This is a genomic window from Microcoleus sp. PH2017_05_CCC_O_A, assembly GCF_020738785.1.
Taxonomy (GTDB): Bacteria; Cyanobacteriota; Cyanobacteriia; order Cyanobacteriales; family Microcoleaceae; genus Microcoleus.
Window position 1 is genome coordinate 1 of the sequence record NZ_JAEQCB010000051.1, and the last position, 20,490, is coordinate 20,490.

General features: G+C 45.1%; 14 protein-coding genes and 1 pseudogene. 7 read left to right on the forward strand and 8 right to left on the reverse strand.

Translation table 11 applies throughout. The features are described 5' to 3' along the window. Both JGK20_RS13545 and JGK20_RS13550 read left to right on the forward strand, forming a co-directional pair. On the forward strand, window positions 1-787 hold a 787-nt coding region (locus JGK20_RS13545; protein WP_293230798.1), incomplete at its 5' end, for a branched-chain amino acid ABC transporter substrate-binding protein. Further along, complete coding sequence (locus JGK20_RS13550; protein WP_293230801.1) at window positions 753-989, forward strand: hypothetical protein; 237 nt, start codon at window positions 753-755, stop codon at window positions 987-989. The genes JGK20_RS13545 and JGK20_RS13550, both read left to right, overlap by 35 nt. A gap of 4 nt (window positions 990-993) precedes the next feature. Here JGK20_RS13550 and JGK20_RS13555 read toward each other — a convergent pair whose 3' ends face one another. Continuing rightward, entirely contained in the window at window positions 994-1,245 is a 252-nt protein-coding gene (locus tag JGK20_RS13555) for a hypothetical protein (RefSeq protein ID WP_293181689.1), read from the reverse strand. 18 nt (window positions 1,246-1,263) lie between these two features. On the opposite strand from JGK20_RS13555, the gene JGK20_RS13560 reads away from it, so the two are divergent. From JGK20_RS13560 to JGK20_RS13570, 3 genes are read left to right on the forward strand one after another with little or no spacing between them, the layout of a single operon-like run. Then, complete coding sequence (locus tag JGK20_RS13560) at window positions 1,264-2,340, forward strand: branched-chain amino acid ABC transporter permease (protein ID WP_293181691.1); 1,077 nt, start codon at window positions 1,264-1,266, stop codon at window positions 2,338-2,340. An 18-nt stretch (window positions 2,341-2,358) separates the two neighbouring features. Beyond that, entirely contained in the window at window positions 2,359-2,772 is a 414-nt protein-coding gene (locus JGK20_RS13565; RefSeq protein WP_293181692.1) for an element excision factor XisH family protein, read from the forward strand. After that, entirely contained in the window at window positions 2,760-3,095 is a 336-nt protein-coding gene (locus JGK20_RS13570) for a XisI protein (protein ID WP_293181693.1), read from the forward strand. The genes JGK20_RS13565 and JGK20_RS13570 overlap by 13 nt, the downstream gene beginning before the upstream one ends. 161 nt (window positions 3,096-3,256) lie before the next feature. Here the strand turns inward: JGK20_RS13570 and JGK20_RS13575 are convergent, their stop codons facing one another. Beyond that, the gene (locus JGK20_RS13575; RefSeq protein WP_293230804.1) at window positions 3,257-7,879 is read right to left on the reverse strand and encodes a nitric oxide synthase oxygenase; all 4,623 of its coding nucleotides are present in this window, start codon (window positions 7,877-7,879) and stop codon (window positions 3,257-3,259) included. Window positions 7,880-8,263: 384 nt separating this feature from the next. On the opposite strand from JGK20_RS13575, the gene JGK20_RS13580 reads away from it, so the two are divergent. Beyond that, window positions 8,264-9,769: a branched-chain amino acid ABC transporter permease gene (locus tag JGK20_RS13580; RefSeq protein ID WP_293204311.1), complete on the forward strand. Its 1,506-nt coding sequence runs from the start codon at window positions 8,264-8,266 to the stop codon at window positions 9,767-9,769. Window positions 9,770-9,860: 91 nt separating this feature from the next. Further along, window positions 9,861-10,679, forward strand: a complete 819-nt coding sequence (locus JGK20_RS13585) for a class I SAM-dependent methyltransferase (RefSeq protein WP_293190843.1) — start codon at window positions 9,861-9,863, stop codon at window positions 10,677-10,679. Window positions 10,680-10,698: 19 nt separating this feature from the next. Here the strand turns inward: JGK20_RS13585 and JGK20_RS13590 are convergent, their stop codons facing one another. From JGK20_RS13590 to dpdE, 6 genes and pseudogenes are all read right to left on the reverse strand, one after another. Beyond that, window positions 10,699-11,406: a hypothetical protein gene (locus tag JGK20_RS13590; RefSeq protein WP_293181697.1), complete on the reverse strand. Its 708-nt coding sequence runs from the start codon at window positions 11,404-11,406 to the stop codon at window positions 10,699-10,701. Between the two features lie 5 nt (window positions 11,407-11,411). Continuing rightward, on the reverse strand, window positions 11,412-14,495 hold the full coding sequence (dpdH, locus tag JGK20_RS13595; protein ID WP_293181698.1) for a protein DpdH: 3,084 nt from the start codon (window positions 14,493-14,495) through the stop codon (window positions 11,412-11,414). Continuing rightward, a complete protein-coding gene (dpdG, locus tag JGK20_RS13600; protein WP_293230806.1) occupies window positions 14,492-15,376 on the reverse strand; it encodes a protein DpdG in 885 nt (294 codons plus the stop codon). The genes dpdH and dpdG overlap by 4 nt, the downstream gene beginning before the upstream one ends. Then, the gene (locus tag JGK20_RS13605) at window positions 15,373-16,797 is read right to left on the reverse strand and encodes a helicase-related protein (RefSeq protein ID WP_293230809.1); all 1,425 of its coding nucleotides are present in this window, start codon (window positions 16,795-16,797) and stop codon (window positions 15,373-15,375) included. The genes dpdG and JGK20_RS13605 overlap by 4 nt, the downstream gene beginning before the upstream one ends. Continuing rightward, window positions 16,787-17,872, reverse strand: a complete 1,086-nt coding sequence (locus tag JGK20_RS13610; protein WP_293230812.1) for a DEAD/DEAH box helicase — start codon at window positions 17,870-17,872, stop codon at window positions 16,787-16,789. The genes JGK20_RS13605 and JGK20_RS13610 overlap by 11 nt, the downstream gene beginning before the upstream one ends. Further along, window positions 17,872-20,475, reverse strand: a pseudogene (dpdE, locus tag JGK20_RS13615) (protein DpdE); the annotation flags it as partial. The pseudogene dpdE and the gene JGK20_RS13610, both read right to left, overlap by 1 nt. Between the last annotated feature and the right edge of the window lie 15 nt (window positions 20,476-20,490).

Here is a 20,490-nt window from a genome sequence, read left to right on the forward strand (position 1 = left end):
AGCTCAAACAATGGTCAACGGTGTCAAACAAGCCCTTGCCGAAACCGACTCTAAAGCCTGCGATGGCAAAATCAAAATCGAATACGAGATTCTCGATGACGCGACTGCTGCGGCTGGCAAATGGGATCCCAGCCAAGTCACATCGAATGCTAACAAAGTAGCAGCGGATGGTTCGGTAGTTGGTGCGATCGGTCACTACAACTCAGGTGCGGCAAAACTTTCCATTCCCGTCCTCAACCAAGCTAATGTAGCGATGGTGAGTCCCGCCACGACCTATCCGGGCTTGACAAAACCAGGAAAAGGCGAAGCCAAAGAACCCAATGTTTATTACCCTACAGGCACTCGCAATTTCGCCCGTGTTGTCCCCGCAGACGACCTTCAAGGTGCTGTAGCGTCCAATTGGGCGAAATCTTTAGGAGTTAAAAAAGTCTACATCCTAGACGACCAAGAACTCTACGGCAAGGGTATTGCTGACATCTTTGAAACAACTGCTAAAGCTGCGGGAATTGAAGTTCTCGGCCGCGAAGGAATTGATATCAAAGCCAGTGATTACAAAGCTTTAATGAATAAGATCAAAGCTTTAAATCCAGAAATGATTTACTTTGGTGGCACTACTCAAAGTAATGCTGGACAAATCATTAAAGACATGAGAAATGTTGGGATGACACCGGAAGCAGTCAAATTCATGGGCCCGGATGGCATTAAAGAACAAGCTTTAATTGATGCCGGAGGCAAAGATGCTGAAGGAGTTTATGCTACTTTTGGTGGTTTGCCTCCTATCTGCTAAGGTGATTATCGGCGCAATTAATAAGGTTTGCAAAAATGACCGCGCGGCTATCCGCGATGCTGTTTTGGCAACTAAAGATTTTAACGGCGTACTTGGCAATTGGAGTTTTGATGCTAATGGTGATACTAGCTTGACTACAATGTCAGGAAATGTTGTTAAAGCTGGTAAGTGGGAATTTGTGAGTGCACTTAAGACTGAATAATTAGTCAGTTGACTGTTGTCAGTTGACTGGTTAACTGGTTCCCCGGCTCTGCCTGGGAACCGATGTCTAGAGGCTCTGCCTCGCTCTTATACCAGGAAAATTGCCTCGCTTTTCTAGTAGGAAGATTGTCTCGCTTTTCTAGTATAAAAATTGGAGGCAGAGCCTCCGGATCTGCGTTACCAGGCAGAGCCTGGGAACGAGTAGAACTTCCCCATGCCCAATTCCCAATTCCCAATTCCCAATTCCCAATTCCCAATTCCCAATTCCAATAATTATGAAAAACTGGAAAAGTATTCTCTTATATATAGGTGTAGCGTATATAGTTTTGTTGTTAGGCCCGATCGCAGGATTTGACTTACCGAAAATTATTGGCGAAATAGTCCGCAGCCCAGAAGTGTTGATTCAACAGTTGTTAGTGGGTTTGGTCAACGGGGCGCTGATTGCAATTATTGCTTTGGGTTACACGATGGTTTACGGCATTATTGAGCTGATCAATTTTGCTCACGGCGATTTGTATATGTTGGGTGCTTTTGCTTCGCTGACTGTTTTCGGGGCTTTTGGGATTCAAGACGGCGCACCTTTAAGTGTTGCGATACCGGTGATGTTAGTCGCTTTGGTTGTATGTTCGGTGTTTTGTGCTGGACTAAATATTGTGGTCGAAAAGTATGCTTATCGTCCTTTGCGAAATGCTCCTCGTTTGGCTCCGTTAATTTCGGCGATCGGGGTTTCTTTTATTTTCCAAAATCTGGGATTATTTTGGGGAGGATTGAAAGCTTTTATTCCGGTGATGGGTTCTAATTCGGCGGCTCCGAAAAGCTTCCCCGATTTGTTGCCGCGAGTTGATATTCTCAAAGCTATGGGAATTCAAACAAGTATTGTATTTACTACAAAAGATTTAATTGTGTTGGTGGTGGCTCTGGTATTAATGGTTTTGCTTCATGTGTTTGTGCAGTACACTCGTCTGGGAAAGGCGATGCGGGCAACTGCTCAAAGCCGCGATGCTGCTAAAATTATGGGAATTAATGTCGATCAGATTATTGCTCTGACTTTTTTGATTGGTGGGGCTTTGGCTGGTTCGGCTGGGATTTTGGTCGGTTTGTACAATAATACGATCGTGTTTACGATGGGTTTTACGGCGGGGTTGAGGGCTTTTACGGCGGCTGTTTTGGGGGGGATTGGCAATATTGTCGGGGCGATGTTAGGAGGGGTTTTGATTGGGGTGTTGTCGTCTTTGAGCGATCAGTATTTGTCGAGTCGCTGGACTAATGCTTGGGTGTTTGGAGTTTTGGTGGTGATTTTGGCTTTCCGGCCGGGCGGTTTGTTGGGTGAGAATGTTCAGGAGAAGGTTTAAAGGTGCAGGGTTGAAAAAATGGCAAAAGACATTTATCATTATCAAATAAGGACTGCTTTAGAAAAGGATGGGTGGATAATTACAGACGATCCTCTGACTCTGCAATTTGGTTCGCGCAGTGTGTTTGTGGATTTGGGAGCTAAAAAGTTACTAGCAGCCGAACGCGAGGGACAAAAAATTGCAGTTGAAATCAAAAGTTTTGTCGGCAAGTCTCTAGTCAAAGATTGGGAAAATGCGATCGGACAATACAGTTTGTACTTAAAAATACTCTCTAAAAGAGAGCCATATCGCGCCCTATACCTAGCCATTACTGAAGAGATTTATACCAGCTTCTTTCAGGAGGATATCGTGCAAGTCGTACTTGAGGATAGAGCAATGAAAATTATCGTTATCGATCCTATTCAGGAGGTTGTTACCAGATGGATAAACTAGATGAATACCGTGAGTTGATTTATAAAATCCTGTCGTACTATGCCAGCCTACCCTACAATTACGCCGAGATTAATAACAAAGTCATTGTCAGCGAAGACCGAAATGATTTTTTATTGATGACTGAAGGCTGGGAGGGGCACAAGCGACTCCACTATTGCCTCATTCACGTTGAAATTCGCAACGGTAAACTCTGGATTCATTATGATGGTATGGAAGACGGCATTACTGATGAATTACTGGAGGGTGGTGTTCCTGAAAACTGCATTGTTTTGGCGTTTCATTCGCCTGAAGTACGCAAGCATACCGGATTTGCGATCGCCTGAAATATACGCTTGCAAATCCAGAAGCGATCGCAGCAGTCAACAGTCAACAATCATTCCGGTGCAACCGGAATTGATATCAATCAATTCAAACAAAATTAACAAAAGGAGCTGGAAGTCTTCTCGCTTCCAGCTCCTTTTGTTAATGCTAACAGTCCCAAATGTTAGACAGTTAGCGGTTGCGCCAATTCCTTGACTGGTGCTTCACTGTCACTTGACTGCTGCACCCGAATTAGCCACCCTTCGGCTTTAGAGTAGTTATCTTTTTGCACCTGTTTGATAGCTTGTTTGAAGTTCAACTGCACGCCCCAAACATCGCTCGTGAAACGCTTTTCTTGCTTCATATTGTCGAAGAACACGGCGGCTTCGATGTGAGATAAACCGCCTTCGGTTTTGGCAATAGAGAGCATCACTTCAAACACATCATCCGCCATCTTCGCATCCCCACAAACGTAGTAGTGACACTTAGGATGACTCAGCAGCTTCCAGACATCCTGGGAGTTTTGCTGCATGAGGTTCTGCACGTACAGCTTTTGGTCGCCAAGACGGGAGAATGCTACTTCCAGGCCCGAAAGTACACCTTGATTCTGCCACGTCTGCATCTGCTCCTGATAGAGGAAGTCACTGTGATTGCGACAGCCAAAGTATAAGGTAGCATCGCCCAAGGGTTGTCCTTGCTGCAACAAGGCATCTCGGTACTGAAGGAAAGCAATCAGCGGAGAGACTCCCGTACCAGGTCCCACCATCAGCATCGGTGCATCGAGTTCGCTAGGCGGACGGAAGCTAGAAGTACGGACACCAATGCGAACCTTCGCTCCGGGTTCCAGTCCAGCTAGGTAGTTGGAACAGAGTCCTTGACGGACTTTGCCTGCGTCGGTTTTGATTTGCAGCACGCCAACGGTGATTTGTATGTGCTGGGGATGGAGCAAGGGAGAGGAGGAAATCGAGTATAGGCGTGGCTTTTGCTTCGGCAGCAACTCTAGTAGGGTGGCGAGGGTAATCTCTGCTGAGGGAAACTCATCAAATAGATCGAGAACACTCATGAAGTTGTCTGCGATCGTTTTCTTGAGCAAAACGCTGTCGGCATTGTCGTCTACCTGCCGGAGAATCTCCAGCCAGGTTTCTAGGCGATGTTTCTCCTGGGGATTTTGGGCTACGGAGTACAGGTAGGTAAGCAGTTCGTTGAAGGGTTCCCGCAAAGCTAGATCGAGTTCTTCGGAGAAAACCTGACCTACGGTTGTTGGGACGGCAATGGGGGGTTGGTCTTCTATTTGAGTGCCATCTGGTGTTACGTAACTAGCTGTGAAATAGGTATTAGGGGTGACTGAAAGGCGATCGCACAACCGCTGTACTAATTCTGGTGGATTGCAAGGATAAATAGCAACGTGATCGCCGGTTTCGTATTGCAAATTGCTATCGGAAATATCGAACATGATATAACGAGTAGAACGACTACCAGGAATCACCTCTTGGAGCAGTTCTTGATTTGCGACGACAGGAACTTCGATGGCTTTATCTCCACTCACGGCTAGAGGGGCAACGGTTGCCGCTTCTGCCTCATTTAAGAAGGTAACGTTGAGTTTTGGGGCGGATGCGGTTGTGGCATCTGCGGAGGTGACATCCTCACCTAAAACGCGGGAGATGAGTCCCAGCCACTGTTTGAAGGTGTCTGCCTGTCCCTTAATTTCATCCCCTTTATGCAACGGCACAATGCAGTTAGCCCCTGCCTTTGCGAGTGTTTTATCTACCGAAATTGCCGCAGCACAGAAGTGTTCGTAAACGGTACTGCCAATGCCGAGGATGGAATAGCTCAACCCACTGAGGGAACCCGCAGGCTGTTTCTTCAACCACTGAAGGAATTTTTGGCCGTTTCCGGGGATTTCGCCATTACCGAAGGTGGAGGTGACGATTAGGAGGAGCTTTTCAGAGGCAAGGGTATCGGTATTGTATTCATCGAGGGCCATCACTTTCGCTTTGTAGCGCTGGAGTTGACGGGAGGCTTTCCGCGCAAAGCCTTCGGCTGTACCTGTTTCAGAGGCGTAGAGAATCAGGATGCGGTCTTGCTTGTTGTCGTCCTCGTCGGTAGTAGTGATGAATTTTTCCAGGTCAATGCCGTCTTCCACTGTCCATCGATCGGCTCCATAGTGATAGGCAGGGTCTAGGTAAAAGTCGCGCATCTGGTGATGCCAGACTGGGCAGGTACTCCCTCCAGAGGGTGGTACGACCCAACCCCAATCTGCCGGACACTCGCGCCCTGCTTTCTTTTCGCGCAAGTCGTGGGCGATGAATTGTTTGGAGGCAGTCTGGTGATCCACCATCGAAACTTTAGCTTTTTGGAATGAGTATAGGATAGCGATGTTGAGTTCTAATGCTACGCGATCGCGCCACAACGTTTGCTCAGAACTGGTATCCAGCTTGAGAACTTTGGCGATGTCCTCCGTTTTGTCGTAGCGCCAATCTTCCAAGAAATCCCGCATAATCTCGGTACCCATGTACCAGCCATTGAAAGGAAGGCAGGCGTAGGTAATGCCGCCGATGTCCATGCGGAAGTTGCTGATGGCTGGGATGGCATACCACCGAAAGCCGAGGGACTTGAACTCTGGAATTGTGGGATGCTCAATTTCCACTTCCAGTACATCGTCTTGATGAAACTCATAGAATTTCGGTTCCATTCCTGGGACTTCAATCACTAGGGGGAGGATGTCGTAGGGTGTGCGTGGTTCCGGTGGTTGCCAGCCGAGTTTTAAGATTGCTGCGGTGAGCTCAAAGTTGGCGCCATCGCCCATAATACTCCCGTTCGGTTGCTCGTAAGCGGCATAGCGAATCAATTGGGAATTCCAGACGCGTGGGCCCCAGCGTTCCTTCGGCTGTTTGGGACGGAAGACGGTCATCGTAATTTGAATATTGCCCCCATTCGTGGCGTATCGCAGGTGTTCTTCTAACTCGCGAAACATCTCGTCGGGGTTGGTGACATAGCGGCGATCGCGCACCACCATATTATTCCACTGAATTCGAGCAATACACTTGGAAGCATTGCGCCACGACAACTGTGCCCCATAGGCTAATTCTTCGTAGGTGTGGGTGTAAGTGCCTGTGGCTTTCACTTCCTCTTGGATTTCTACCCAACGCCGCGCTTGATCCTCCGGTTCCCATTCTTGCTCGGTAGCAATCTGCTTCAAATACTGCTTGGCTTTTTTGAGAAATCGCTCCTCATTCAGCTTGGGCAACTTCATCACGTTAATAACGCGATCGAACAACGTCTGCCATGCGTGCCCTAACTCAGGGGTGAAGTCTGGCACATACTTCTCAAGTATGAGCACCAATACCTGTACCATACCAGCATAGGCGCAGGAGGGTATATCATCAATACTCACCTGGGTTCCTAACTGCTGGACTATCAACTCTTCAAATTCATCAAAGTCAATCTCGCCACTACCATCGACATCTACGCGAGCAAACAGATCGTTCAACTCGCTGATGGGGATGGATAGCCCGGACTTGCGCGAGTAATCGATGAGTTCCTCAATAGAGATTGTTCCAGTCCCGTCTGTGTCAATCTCATTAAAGATATACACGCGGAGATCTTGAATTAGTTCGTCTCTACTGCCGCCGTGGAAGCAGTTAACCAAAAATTCCAATACCTCAAACAGGTTCAAGGACAGATAATCCATGTTTGTCCGTCCAAAAATAGGCAGCATGAACGGGTATTTTTCAAATAGAGTTTGAAAAAATGCCTCTCCAATCTGCTGCGTATTCTGTCTGAGGATGGTTAAAGAATCCGCCATGCGTTGCTTGACATCTGGAAGCATTGCCTCTTCGTAGCGACGCATCGCCTCTACCATTGGGACAATCACATCGGTGTTGAAAAATCGGTAAACAGCGGAGTGGGTTCCTTTTGCTAGATTTTCGCGATCGTACTCTTCTAGGTACGGAATCGACGGCAACATCCACATCCACACCTGCCGGGCTTTCAACCAGTGATGAGGACGCATCCCCATATCGGCAAACAGCGCTCCGTAATCCTGAACATTATCGAAGCTATCACCTTTTTCTGCCGGCACCCCCATCAGAGGTTCCGAAATCACGTTCTGGGTATAAGGCTGAAGCTGATGTACGCAACAGTCAAGCAACTCAAAAAAGTAGTCGCTTACGGTGTCGAGGGCATCCCCAAAGATGTACTCTAGTTCTGGAGCCTCCAGCAAGAGGCGCTTCAAGAACTTTTCCATTTGCAATTCTTTCCACGCCCGCAGCTTGTTCCAAACGTCTTTGACAATTACTTCCTCTTGCGGTGTGAGGGGAACCGCTTCGGGCATCTCGAATTCATTTTGGCCGTTGCTCTGACTTGCTGGCGCGTGGAGGCGACGATTTCCCGAATGTCCCAACAGCGTCAGCGTGCTGCTACTTACGTCACTGGTACTTTGGGTAAGGCGAGTTTTCAACTTCAACTGAGGTGCTAGATTCCAGTTGGCGATCGGAAATTCTAACTCGGCGCTGGTTTCACCATTGAGGTAATCCTGCGTCGCCAATGTGACCGTTGCGGCATCCTGCCAGGGCAGAGTAATATCTCCTTCCCGGTAGCATAGGGTAATGGCGATCGTGCAGTCTCCGTTGTTTTTCAGATCCAATAACCAGCTTGGTTGCTTGCGGCTAAAGGAATCCTTTTGCAACAAAGGTTGTCCCTCATCGGAGAGCATCTGCACGCGGCACTTGTACCTGTAGTTGTCGGAAGTGGGGAAATCGGTCGCCGAAACCTCGGTTAAGTGGATAATTCGTGGATTATTGTGCATACTAGGCAGGAAAATTATGTAAGAAGAGCAAGCAGGCTAGGTGTCGTGCACCTGTGTAGCAAAAGCTTAAAGTATATTATCTTATATTCAAGATAAAAAATAGTCCGCGATCGTGCTAAGTTATATTACTGAAAAAATACTTAATGTTGTGTCGATAGATACAATTAAAATTTATGTTTATTTGTACAGTAGCACTTCTCAATTGATTGCAATACAGTAGCCCCATTAAATATTCCCTGGTTTCAAACCGAGGGATAGCCGCTCCCAATTTGATATCACTCCCTCTTCCCTCTTCCTTCTTCCCTCTTCCTTCTTCCTTCTTCTATGTCAAACAAAATAATCCAAGCAATTAAATCTAGTGGTATTCTAGGAGCGATCGCCTCTTTGACAGTCATCCTATTCGGCGGTTGGAGCGGCACCGTCATCGGCTGGCTGATGGGCACAGCCGCAGGCTTTATGGCTGGTCAGGAACAGAAAGTTTACAACCCGAAAATGGGTGCGACAATTGGCAGTTTAGCCGGATTGGGATTGGGAGTTTGGCTGTTAGTTGCTAGCGTCCTCGAAGGAGTTGTGATTCGACCTTTTTCTGGTCAATCTGCGGTGGATTTGCCGACTACTTTACTGCACGGAATTTGCAGTTTGACGATCGCAATTTTGACAGCTACGTTAATGGGCGCTTTGCAGGGTTTGCAGGGAGAACGCCAGCGACAGGCTACTCTGGTAACATTAGCTTTTATCTTAATTCTGTTTCCGTTTATCGATCTTGAGGCTAAGACCGGCTGGATTGCTACGGTAGTACAGATTCAAATCTTTATTATGTTGGCGCTGGGTTTGAATATTACTGTGGGTTTTGCGGGCTTGTTGGATTTGGGATATGCGGCGTTTTTTGCGATCGGCGCTTACACCACGGCTTTGCTATCTTCGGGACAGGTAAATATTGCTTGGAATTTTTGGGTGGTTTTGCCGATCGCCGCTGGTGTAGCTGGCCTATCGGGCGTTATCCTCGGTATTCCGACACTGCGACTCAAGGGCGATTATTTGGCGATCGTCACCCTCGGCTTTGGTGAAATTATTCCGGTGGTATTTAGAAATTTAACCGCGATTCGCATCGACGAACCAATCTCGAAGATAGTCGCTGCTGTTTTGGGTAAGCCGGAATTGGTGCTTTGTCTCGTTGGGTGCGATCGACCTTTTAACCTCACCGGCGGCGAAGCAGGCATAAACCCGATCGGGCGTCCATCTCTCCCGATCGTCGGCACATTCAGCACCGGTAACTACTTTCCCTGGTACTACCTAATTTTGCTGCTAGTTGTCTTCGCATATTTCATGATTTCGCGGCTGCAAGATTCCCGTTTGGGAAGGGCATGGAATGCCATGCGCGAAGATGAATTAGCAGCGAGTGCCATGGGCATTAACCTCGTCAAAACCAAACTTTCGGCTTTTGCAATGGGAGCGACATTTTCGGGGTTTGCAGGCGCATTTTACGCAGCTTATATCAGCGCCATTTTTCCCAGCGTCTTCGATTTCTCAGTCTCCGTCATCATCCTGTGCATGGTGATTTTAGGCGGTTTGGGCAACATGACAGGCGTGATTTTGGGCGGTATCATTATCATGTCTGCCGATCGGCTTTATCTACCCCAACTCGCCCAAGTCCTCAAAGGTTTTATGAATACTTTTGTGTTGCCGAGAATAGCAATTCCGCAGTTAGCAGACTTTCTCGCCACCAGTTTAGACCCGATTCAAATGCGTTTATTTCTCTTCGGTTTAACTTTAGTTGTGATGATGATCGTGCGGCCGGAAGGGCTGATTCCCGATAAAATTCATCAAGCAGAATTGCATGATGATGCTGAGGCGAACAATCAGACTTTAGCAGATGCGAGAAATCAATAGATCCATCCAATAATTCTTGTGGAACAGGCATCTTGCCTGTTCAAGAAAGGACTTTCTGGAAATATCTAATAGTTAAGGGGGAAAATGAGCAATGAGTAAGAATGTAACAGCAACTGCTTTTGTTGTCGCAGAATTTAGAGCAGAAGAAAATGCAGAAACTGCTCCTCTTTACACCGACAATGTAGTCAAAATTTGGCTGAATGAGGAAACAAAAAGAATTGCGGGCGAAATAGCTCAAAACTCTCCGGCGGCTAAAGAAATGATTAAGTTGCGTACTAAATATTTTGACGATGTGTTGTCAAATCAAATTTTAGCAGGCTGCAAGCAAGTCGTGATTTTAGGATCGGGTTTGGATACTCGCGCTGCGAGAATGAATGGAGAATCAGTGGCTTATTGGGAAATAGACGATCGCGCGACACTTGAATTAAAAGCCTCAACTCTCAAAGCTAACAAAGTTACAGCCAATGTCCGCTACATTCCCGGCGATTACGTGCAAGATGATTTAATCGCTTTGCTGAAACAGAACGATTTTGATTTTGAGCAAGCTACATACTTTTTATGGGAAGGTAACACTACCTTACTTGCCAAGAAAGATGTCATATTTGTATTAGAAAAAATTCGCGACAATGTTAAATCTTTCAAGTTGTCCTTTGATTATATGTCGGAAAAGGTGATTGCAAGAACCACGGGCTACCAAGATATCAATGATTACATCGATAAATACGAAAGTATGTATGCGCCGTGGATTACTGGATTTGAAAATATTGAAACTTTGACTGAAGAACTCCAACTCAAAATTATTGACAACTTCTCAACTGCGGAGTTGCACCAACAATACCGCCCTCACCGTTCCCTAGAATCTAATCTATTAAAATTCTACTTTGTTTGTACGTTAGAAAATGCAGTCTAAAATATCGAACATAACATAATTAAGTCAAGCGAATTCGTAAAGAATCAATCAGACGGTTTTTAGCCAACCAATCTTTTACCTCTGGCGTTAAAAGACTCAGGGTAGCACCCTCATTAGCAGCAACTCTCAGAAAACGAAGCACTGCTTCAGGAACCTCATCAGCATTTAAGCCATCCCAGCACTGCTTTAATTGCTCAATTAGCCGATCGACTTTCTCAAAATCCTCAATGCTTTGGGGAATTGAGTTAGACTCCCGAATTTGCAAATCTAAACTTCTAATCCGTTGAACAGTTGGCTTAAATGCCGAAACTTTATCCAATAAATTCAGGATTTCATGATTAGTGCTGGGCTTATTTTGATTTCGATAGCACTGCCAAGCTTGACTCAATTGGTCTTCTAGAGCTTTTTGCAATTGCTCTATCCTAGTAGTGAAATTCTTTTTGTTAAAATTTTTATTGTCTATGATCCACTCAGGATCTGCTTTAAATTCTGCCTCAACATCCGTAATAAATATCAGTAGGGTATCTGCTTTTTGAGCTAAAGCAAAATTAGCAAGTCCTCTTTGATGAAAAGCTCTCAAACATTGAACGAGAGGTAGAGTTCCAGCGACAGCTTGCTCGATTTGTTGTTGTCGAGATTGAAAGCCTTGAAGATTAGTTGCATACCTCTGAAGATTAATTCTTTTTTGAGATAACTCAATCAGTTGAGTGGATTTTTCGACAAGCATATTATCTATCCTTTAATTTCAGTAATTAGATTTCGCAGTCTAGCCAATCCATCTTGAATAGCTCTATGGCAAGATTCTACTGTCGCGCCACCTGACCTTTCTAGTAGTTCAATCTGGTTATTGACATCGCTTATAGAAGCATCAAGAAAATTGTTAGTGTTTCCGAGAAATTCCGAAGCTTCTGTCATTGCTTTTTGATGATTTTCGCTGAGATATTTAAGCAGCTTGCTCGGTTTGCTATCTGAATTATCTTTCTCAGCTTGCACGCGCTTCATTGTTTCTAAATAGCTAGAAAGCCCAACTCGTTTAAACTGTTCCAATACTAATTTTAGGTCATCGCCACTCTTTCTCCCTCGAAATACACCAGCTTCTTTTGAACTATCGATCGCCTTTTTGACTAAATCGATAACATTTTTTTTCTTGATGTCTTCTCCTAATTCAGATATGAGAGAATTGTAAACAGCAAGTTGCCGATCGCACTCTTCTTGAATCGCTGTTTCTAGCATTTCATCCGCAGCTTGACGCGCTTTATTGATTTCGGGAAACTTTTCTCGAACATCGACCGGAATTTCACATTGAAGTTGCCAAGATTTGCTAACCTGTTGCAATGGATCGAGGATTTGTACAACATCAATAATCTGAAATTGTTTAGAACTTCCTTTTGTGCAAGCCGTGCGGCTGGTAACAATTTCTAGTAAAGCCTCGCGCTGGTTTTTCAAGCTATTAAATAGCTTTTTCCAGTTAGCTGAACGATTTTCTAAATCTTTTGCTTCTAAGTCGAGAAACAAACTATTAATCAAATCTTCCATCGAATTTGCAGGATTTCCGGCCATTGTTGCTGCGATCGCCAGTAGCTCAACTGCCGCAGGTACAGGACTCCAGGGTTCCCCAGACTCGCGGGGATACAGGCGAATCTGGCCAACAACATACTGACTCCATCTTTCCAGTTGTTTGGCGTAGGTGCGGAAGTAGCGATCGCCCTCGGGGAACTTCCAATGCTTGTAATGATTGTACTGCAAAATGGCTTGAAAGGCGATCGCGCTTTCTCGAAACTCATCTGCATCATCAGGATTAAGGGGAAGAGATAATTTAACTCCAGAAATCGTCTCCCTTGTCACTTTTGGACTGAAAAAAGTAATATTTCTGCTTTTAAAGTATGTTGTCCCACTACTAGCAAAACTCCCCTTAAGCAGCATTTCTGTGTCCCATTCTATCCGCTCGCCGATCGCTGAGTAAATCAACGGTCGCAGTTCTCCACCGATATCTTGCGGGAGAATATCTTGGTTGTTCCAGCGATCGAGATTTTGGAGTTGTTTTGTCAGTTTTTCGGGAAATTTTTCAGTTTGAGATTGCGGCTCAACTTGATAATTATTAACCGAAGTTCTAGACTCTTTAGCCCGCGAAACAGATGGTGAAACTTTAGTCGAATGTACCTTCAGGCCCAGTGCAGGAAGATCGAATGCAGAGTGAATTTCCGGGTGCAAATCGCAAAGCTCGTTACTATCAGTCCACAAATCGAGGAGAATTTGGCGGCGATCGTAATTTTGTTGGTCTTTGGCTTTAATATCTGCCTGAACCATTGCACTCAGCCGCATCTTACCAAAATGTTCTCGCAGAGAAATAGCAGGAAAGTCTCCATGCTTAAGATCGGAAATAGAATTTTCTAGAGTCCACTTGAGAACATCTCTAATCAAAAATCGAGGTTTAAAAGTTTCGGGGTTTACCCTGGCAAGCATCTGCTCTAATGCTTCAGGCGTGAAGGGATACAAACCAAAACCGTCCGCTTCTCCAAAACCTGCATGACAAGCTAGTTTGTGTTCGCATTCACTGCAAGCACTACTTAAAGTTGCTTTATCTGAATCTTCATCATTGCGAGACTTAGCCCAATCTTGAATTATTTTATCCTCCAAACGCACCGCGTTGAGATATCGCGCCACAAATTGTTTGATATCTGAATAATTCACTAAAGATTGTTGTTTTCCAACTGTACCGACATCGAGATTAACGCTAAAAGTAATCCGTTGTTTTACAGTATCTAACCTCAAACCGTCAAAATAGCCCGTAGTACAAGCTAGCGCCGTTCGGATCGCGCACAAAGATTTGCTTCCCGCTTGTTGCGGCCTCGCTAAAACTGCTTCTAAAACTTCGCGATCGATTCCTTGAAATTTCGCAAAATCTTCAATTAGCAAAACTAATTCTACTCCTTCTTCGGCTAAAGTTTCGCGAACTTCTCGCATTAATCTTTGCAAGTCTTCCCGCCCGAGGCTCAAAACCTGAGCGATCGCTTCATCTAAATGTCGGTTCAACCAATCTACAGTTTCCTTTTGGATATCATCATCGCCGATTAACAAGCTATAAAATTCCCGCGATCGCTCCCCAGCTTTTTGCAAGTCTAAAACATTTAGAGGCAAGTCCTCAAGCGAAAATTGCCGCCGTTCTTCCACAATTTCTACCGTATCTCGATGTCCGAGAATGTGGATAACTAATTGATGAATAATACCTTCATCCTTTAGCCAGTGTTCTCGGAAAAATGGATCGTATAAAAAAGAGTCAATTACATCAACTAGGTAATCTTGTGCATCAGAAAGATTAGTGCGATCGCCCCGACCATTTGGGCCAACCGCAGCAGCAAGCTGATTCAGAGTTTGTTCCCGCGCTTGTGCTTCAGTCAAGGTGCTAGTCGCTCGATTTAAACGCTGCCGGTATTCATCGAAGGTGGCTCCTGCCATCCCTTCTAATATTAAACTGATAATATCTTTGAGATTCGTTCCTATTTTGGGAATCAGCAAAACTCGACGCTTTTGTGTCGATTCAATATTGGCGGCTAGCCACCGAATCAGGTGAGATTTTCCTGTGCCAGAACTTCCTAAAACTGGTACGAAAGCGAAATCTTGTTCTGCCAGAAAATCCTTCAGAAATTGTTCCTCACTGTAGCGAACTTGCGACGGTATTTCGATAAGTTCCTGGCGGTACATGGCGATCGGATGGTGAGTTGCCAGAAATATACTATCTGCCGTTTGGGTAGCTTCCACACCCATCACGCGGCGAACGCGATCGACATCCCAGCAAACAAATTTTGTAAAAGTCATAGTTCTATTCCCGTCCAAATAATATGAGAAAATCCTGCTTCTTTGTCACCAATTGGAAGGATGAATAAATCGGCATCCGACTCTTTTATAAGCTGGATGCAGCCATCATCCTGAAGGCGGAATAAAGCAAAAGCCGTGCTAGTTGATAAATGATTTGGCAAGCGAGAACCGATTTTATCCTCAACTTGTTCTCGAAATTTGCCAGTTTCAAACAGAGGACATTTTTCGGCTAAACGATCGACAAACTCTGCGATCGAAAGTTTAGCTTGCACTTCTCCTTGAAATAACTCTTTTAAATTGCGTTTGAGGTAAGCAGTTGGCTCGGCAACTATTCTTTTGTTTCCTCCTAAAGCATGACTCCAAGCAAACCCTAAATAACACATCCAATCCTCGACTTGACCGGACAAAGTATTACTGGATATTTTCAAATCTAAAGACTCAGCAACTCCCTGCTCTGCGACAAGCTGTTCTACTTTTTCCCATGTATCGGGAGCATCATAAATATCTTGGGCTAAATACCATGCTATTAACCTGCCTAAATCTGCTTCATCTTCATTATCAGAAGCGAAAAATAGCTGTACCAGCGTATCCGGCAACAACTTATCGCCAGTTTGAGGATGTCGAGCTTCTTCAGTAAGATTAAAATTTATAGCAATATCCTCGTTTTCTTCGATTAATAAACCGCACTTGATACTTTCTCGCAGTGCAGCATCAAACATCGGATGTTCCGCACCTTTGTTTCTCCCTTCTGATAATTTATCGGGAGAAAGCAACCCAGTGAGTTTTTCCCTGTTTTCTCGCTGTTTGGGTGCTTGAAGTAAATATCTAAATATGCCTCGCATTCGGCTAGGAGCAGCCAAAGCAGTTTTTAATACGCTCATAAATTCACCTCCGTACAAAAGTGGTTAAACATAAAATATTTACCTGGAAAAATATCAATTAGCTTGCGGTCATTGCGACTGGGATCTGCTGTATCTACCGGAAGCACGATAATCAGCGGCGCGTCAGAAGTTCTGTTTGGTGACAGATATTTCTCAGGAATAGCCTTTCCTGGTGGATGAAAGATCAGGGTAGGAATGCGCGGCATCAGAATGGGTTGGTATTTTTCAAACAAAAATATAAAAGCATCTGAAATTAGATTTGGTTCTTTAATTAATGTACTATAAAATTCGCGAGTAACAACTAAATTCTTAATTCCTTGCTCCGTCAACCATTGAAAAACTTGAGGGCTTTTGCGTTTCCAACTTTTCTCCTCCATAGATTCATAGAAAATCAGCATTAAGTTATCTCCTGCTAGCAATCGTTCTAGTTCTTTACCTACAAAAAGTTTAGGGTTTTGCCATACAGATATCGGCGCGGGCATAATTCCCGAAAATATTGATTCCCGGTTTTTTCGGCAAACAGGACATCCGCCGCAAGCACGAGAAACTATCACCTGCTTTCTCGGTTCTGGTATTGTACGATCGCCTATTGTGTAAGCTTCAGCTAAGATTTCCGAAATACAGCGTTCGGGTCGCAAAGCCTCGCGCATCAATTCCAAGTTTTTATAGCTCCTGTTTTGGCTTTGCTGGCGAATTGGTTCTACTTTCTGTTCCCAGGTTTGTTTTTTCAGATGCGATTCATCTAGAATCCGAATAAAGCGGGATTCTCGGTGCAGTTCCCAAGCTTTTTGATAAGCGTTTTTCGATTCAAAATTTTTGATAAGCGGCGGTCGATCGGCATCCATTTCGATTAAACTTGCCCGACTCATCAGCGTTAAAGTGCGGATGTTCCAAGCCTGATTCTGTTCGCTGTTCATGTCAATATCTGCTAGTTGTAAAGATGGAGGAATATTGACAAGAACGCGAAACCGACCATCGATCGAGGGTTCTTTTTTGAGAAACATACTTTCCCACCGCTGCAAACCCCGTTCGATCGTAATTGCAGATTTTTCGTTAAGATACTTGGCAATTTTTAGGTCTTCATCGGTATGCAGTGCGAGGGAAATTGCAGCCTTGCCGTCTCGACCTCCGCGACCGACTTCTTGATAGAATCGATCGATAGTTTCGGGGATGCAGGCATGAATTACGGCTCGAACATCTGACTGATCGACGCCCAATCCGAAAGCCGAAGTAGCAACTACTATATCAACTCGTCTCTCGCGCAAGTCTTGAATCAGTTGAGAGCGTTCTGTTGTGCTAGATTCTCCGGTCATCATCGCACACCGCTTGAATCCAGCACGCAACAAATCCTGTTGCCACCGCCTGACATCTTCGCGTTTGGTGGCGTAAACAATCAGAGGGCGAGGGAGATCACCAAGCAAACCAGTAAGAAGGTTCTGGGCGCAATTGCACGGCAGATATCACTTGAAACGGGCCGGGTTTTCCGAATAAAGTTTCCAGGGTATCTAAACAGGATTCGGTTAGGGTTGCAGTCAGCAATAAAGTTGTAAAAGATGTTAAACGCAATAAGTCTCTTCGCAAGCCTGGAAGTTCTTGGAATGCCGGGCGAAAATCATCGCCCCACTGCTCGACGATATGAGCTTCATCTATTACGAAATACCTCAATTTATTTAAGCTTGCTGCTTCGTAAAGAGCCGGTGCGAGGGAATTCATCAAGCTTTCGGGTGAGGTGAAAACGATGCGCTGAGTGCCGTTGCGAAGGCGATCGCGAATTTCCTGCCGTTTCTGTTGTCCTTCCTCAGACTCATCGCCATAATAGGCAGTTGGATGGTTGACAAAGGGTTTTAAAGCTCGTTCTTGGTCGATCGCGAGTGCTGTAGTCGGCACAACGATCGCACTGACACCATCAATGTGCGATCGCAAAAGCGCTGGCAACTGAGCGCAGAGACTTTTGCCCGAGCCCGTAGGCAGATTAATCGCAAGTGTAGCTCTCTCAGGAGCAGTCAAAACAGCACGAATTGCTTCGCGTTGCCCGACACTCCGATACTTCTTCCTATCCACCAATTCCAGGAACGGATCTCCCACTACTTCCTCGTAATTACGGCGATTTTTCTCTTTAAATACGGGTTTATCTGGAGCATATTGTTTGGAAAAATCCAGCCAATTTGGTTGCCAAGGACGAGCGCTAATTAAATAGTAATCCGAGCCTTCAACCAAAACATCGATGCCGCTTTGCTGCCAAATTTCTCGATGGGGGAAAGGATAAGTCGGAGGTACTTTGAGAGTTTGCGGCATTCCACCCTGTCGCTCATCTTCCCGCCGCAATACGTGACGCACTAAAGCAGCAATATCCCCTTTTTCCGGTGCGTCAGGAGTTCCCGCAGCAGCCAAAGCATCCAGCAAGCGCCTGTAACAAGCTTCGGAAAACTGACTTGTATTAGCAGGAATCTTACCTGTTTGGAGAATGTCTCTTAACTCTTGAAATGAATCAGCCATCACTCATCCTCCTCTTTCTGAATTTGAACTGGAACTCGCCCAGAAACGATAGTGAATCCTACAGAATCGAGCTTGATTTTGGGATGGCGAATTCCTTGTAAAATAACTTGACTTAAAGCAGTTTCTATGCTGAGTTCCTGCGCTAATAACGAGTGCGAAGTTGGTTGGCTTTGGGCTAAGCGATTGAGGCGCAGGCGCAGTTGAGCAAGTCTTTTTCCTAGTTTGCGATCGGCAATTTTGGCCTGTTGTTCGCAGAGTTCGATGAAAGAAGTGCGATCGCCCAACAGTGTTTCAGAAGTCCGACGCGCCCGGTGGCAAAATTCTGACCAATTACTAGGATCGACAAACTCATTCAGAATTGGCGATCGGCTTTTTGCCAAGTTGTAATCTCGACATGAATGACTGGTTTTACTCTTATACGGACGTTGCAGGATCTTCAAAAGTGCTTCATCTTCAACAATGCTCATCGGTTCGCACCTAGCATCAATAAAAATTGTCTCGATCGTTGGGGGAAACAGTGCATCAGCGCGTCGTTTGAGAGCCTTGTATTTGCGATCGTCTATCCCCAAATCTGTTAAAACTTTTTGGGATATTTCCAAATCAATCTCGACTAGATAATTAAAGCGAAAACCAAACCATTCCATCCCTTCTCCAGCATCCCAAGATTCATCGCACCGCCACATCGCAAAGGCTTGACCCCGGTCATCCCAATTGATATAAGATGCTAGTGCTTCCACAAATCCTTCGCCAATTCGGTACAGATTGACACCGGGATGCTGAGTTGATATTCTCCGGTTATAAGTACCGGGTTTTTCGGTACGATTAGCAAAGCGAGTTTGCAGGTCGCGGATGGGAATTAAAGTACGTTTACTAGGTTGATAGCGCGCTACTTTTTCTAAGTTTGGGTCGTCAATTTGTTTAAAGTGAAGTGCTTCACAGATCCAGCCTTCTGTTACTCGTTGAATTTGCTGATGGCGAGCGTCAAAATCATCTAAATTTTGAAAATATTCGGTAGCGTTTTCATCCTGGGCATCTATTTCATCTAAAGCGTTTTGTTCGCTGATTTTCAGTTGTTCGCGCTCTATTTCTTGTTGAATGGCAGTGATTTTGTCCAATAGTCCGCTAGCACCAGATTGAAACAAAGCAGCTTCTAGTTCTGGCAGTTTTTCATCTACATAAAACTGAAGACTGGCGATGGATTGACGGAAGATGCCGAAACCGTCTTTTAATAATTGATACCAAGCATCGTGAGGGCTATCCTCTAAGTCTGAGCCTGCGAATACTGTAAATTGAACATTTAAAGGGCGGCCGATGCGATCGATCCTGCCAATCCTTTGTTCTAAACGATTTGGCGATCGGGGAATATCGAAATTAATCATCCAATTGACAAATTGAAAGTTGCGGCCTTCTTCGCCGGAGGAATCGCAAACAAGCATGAAACAATTTCGGTCGTTTTTGAAGCGATCGAGGTTTTTTTCAACATCAGAACGAGACAGGCATAATTGATGGCTAGCTACAGATTCCCGACCAAAAGTATCTGATAAGCACCGGAAAATTTCAGCGCCTGTTTGGGCAAAACTGGTAAAAATAACAATTTTAGGTAGGGTGTCTCCCGATATCGGTCGGCGAATTCGCTGTTGCACCTGTTCGAGCAATTTATGCTGGTTGCTGCGATAAGATTGAAGCTTAAGAGTGTCTGAAAGATGAGACAGTATTACTATTTTTAGTAATTCGATGCGATCGCCCTCTTCTGAAGGTTGCTGAATAATCCTTAGTAAAGATTGCAAAATCTGTTCTTCCCCAGAAAATTTAGGGGTTTCTCTGAGAATGCGGAGATTATCGCCACCGAATTCGGGCATCAAATCAGAATGATAAATGCTGCTTAAACGGGTTTCCAGCACTTGCACTAAAATCCCCAACCAAGTGCCGCTGGCACTCAATAAAAGTAGAAATATTTGCTGATATTGTGGTTGGTTAGGAGCGACTGTGCGCCATTCATCAATTAGTTCGTGAATTTGGGCCGATCGCTCATCTAAGTCATATTCTAATTTTGGTGTCACATTGCGGTCAAAAATTACATCTTCTACCGCAGCGCGGCGGTTGCGGAGCATTCGGCGGTGCAGCCGATAGGTTTCGCTGATGTGGGTGCGGATCGATCGCACTATTGGATCGCGATCGCCCGTTCGTATTTCTGGAGAAAGCAAGCAATTTTGCAACTCCTCTACCATATCTAGCAAATATTTATCTTCAGCAAACAAATTTCGCAGTTGGTTGAGGTTAGTTTTAAGCACAAACGGATTTGCACCCTCTTTAAATGAAAGTAAAACTCGACCAATTTGTTGGCGGTTTTTCACCCTCGCCCGAAAACCTTCCACATCATCAATTTGGTAGGTGATCGGATCTAGGAGGTGCAGCATTACCAGGAAATCTTGCTCGCGATCGATCGCTGGAGTTGCGGATAATAAGAGTAGGCGATCGCTTTTGTGAGCGAGGTGTTTGCAAGTTTGGAAACGCCTGCGCTCTCTCGAATCTGAAGAAGTCGCCATTGCTGCAATATGATGTGCTTCATCTAAAATCAGGAAGCCCAAAGCGGCATTCGGGCTGACTCGATCGACATC

What these genes read in the sequence shown, in the direction of transcription:
- JGK20_RS13610 (WP_293230812.1), bottom strand. Translation starts at nt 17,872, where the DNA reads ATGGCTGATTCATTTCAAGAGTTAAGAGACATTCTCCAAACAGGTAAG.
- dpdG (WP_293230806.1), bottom strand. Translation starts at nt 15,376, where the DNA reads ATGAGCGTATTAAAAACTGCTTTGGCTGCTCCTAGCCGAATGCGAGGC.
- JGK20_RS13585 (WP_293190843.1), top strand. Translation starts at nt 9,861, where the DNA reads ATGAGTAAGAATGTAACAGCAACTGCTTTTGTTGTCGCAGAATTTAGA.
- JGK20_RS13560 (WP_293181691.1), top strand. Translation starts at nt 1,264, where the DNA reads ATGAAAAACTGGAAAAGTATTCTCTTATATATAGGTGTAGCGTATATA.
- JGK20_RS13590 (WP_293181697.1), bottom strand. Translation starts at nt 11,406, where the DNA reads ATGCTTGTCGAAAAATCCACTCAACTGATTGAGTTATCTCAAAAAAGA.
- JGK20_RS13550 (WP_293230801.1), top strand. Translation starts at nt 753, where the DNA reads ATGCTACTTTTGGTGGTTTGCCTCCTATCTGCTAAGGTGATTATCGGC.
- dpdH (WP_293181698.1), bottom strand. Translation starts at nt 14,495, where the DNA reads ATGACTTTTACAAAATTTGTTTGCTGGGATGTCGATCGCGTTCGCCGC.
- JGK20_RS13565 (WP_293181692.1), top strand. Translation starts at nt 2,359, where the DNA reads ATGGCAAAAGACATTTATCATTATCAAATAAGGACTGCTTTAGAAAAG.
- JGK20_RS13575 (WP_293230804.1), bottom strand. Translation starts at nt 7,879, where the DNA reads ATGCACAATAATCCACGAATTATCCACTTAACCGAGGTTTCGGCGACC.
- JGK20_RS13570 (WP_293181693.1), top strand. Translation starts at nt 2,760, where the DNA reads ATGGATAAACTAGATGAATACCGTGAGTTGATTTATAAAATCCTGTCG.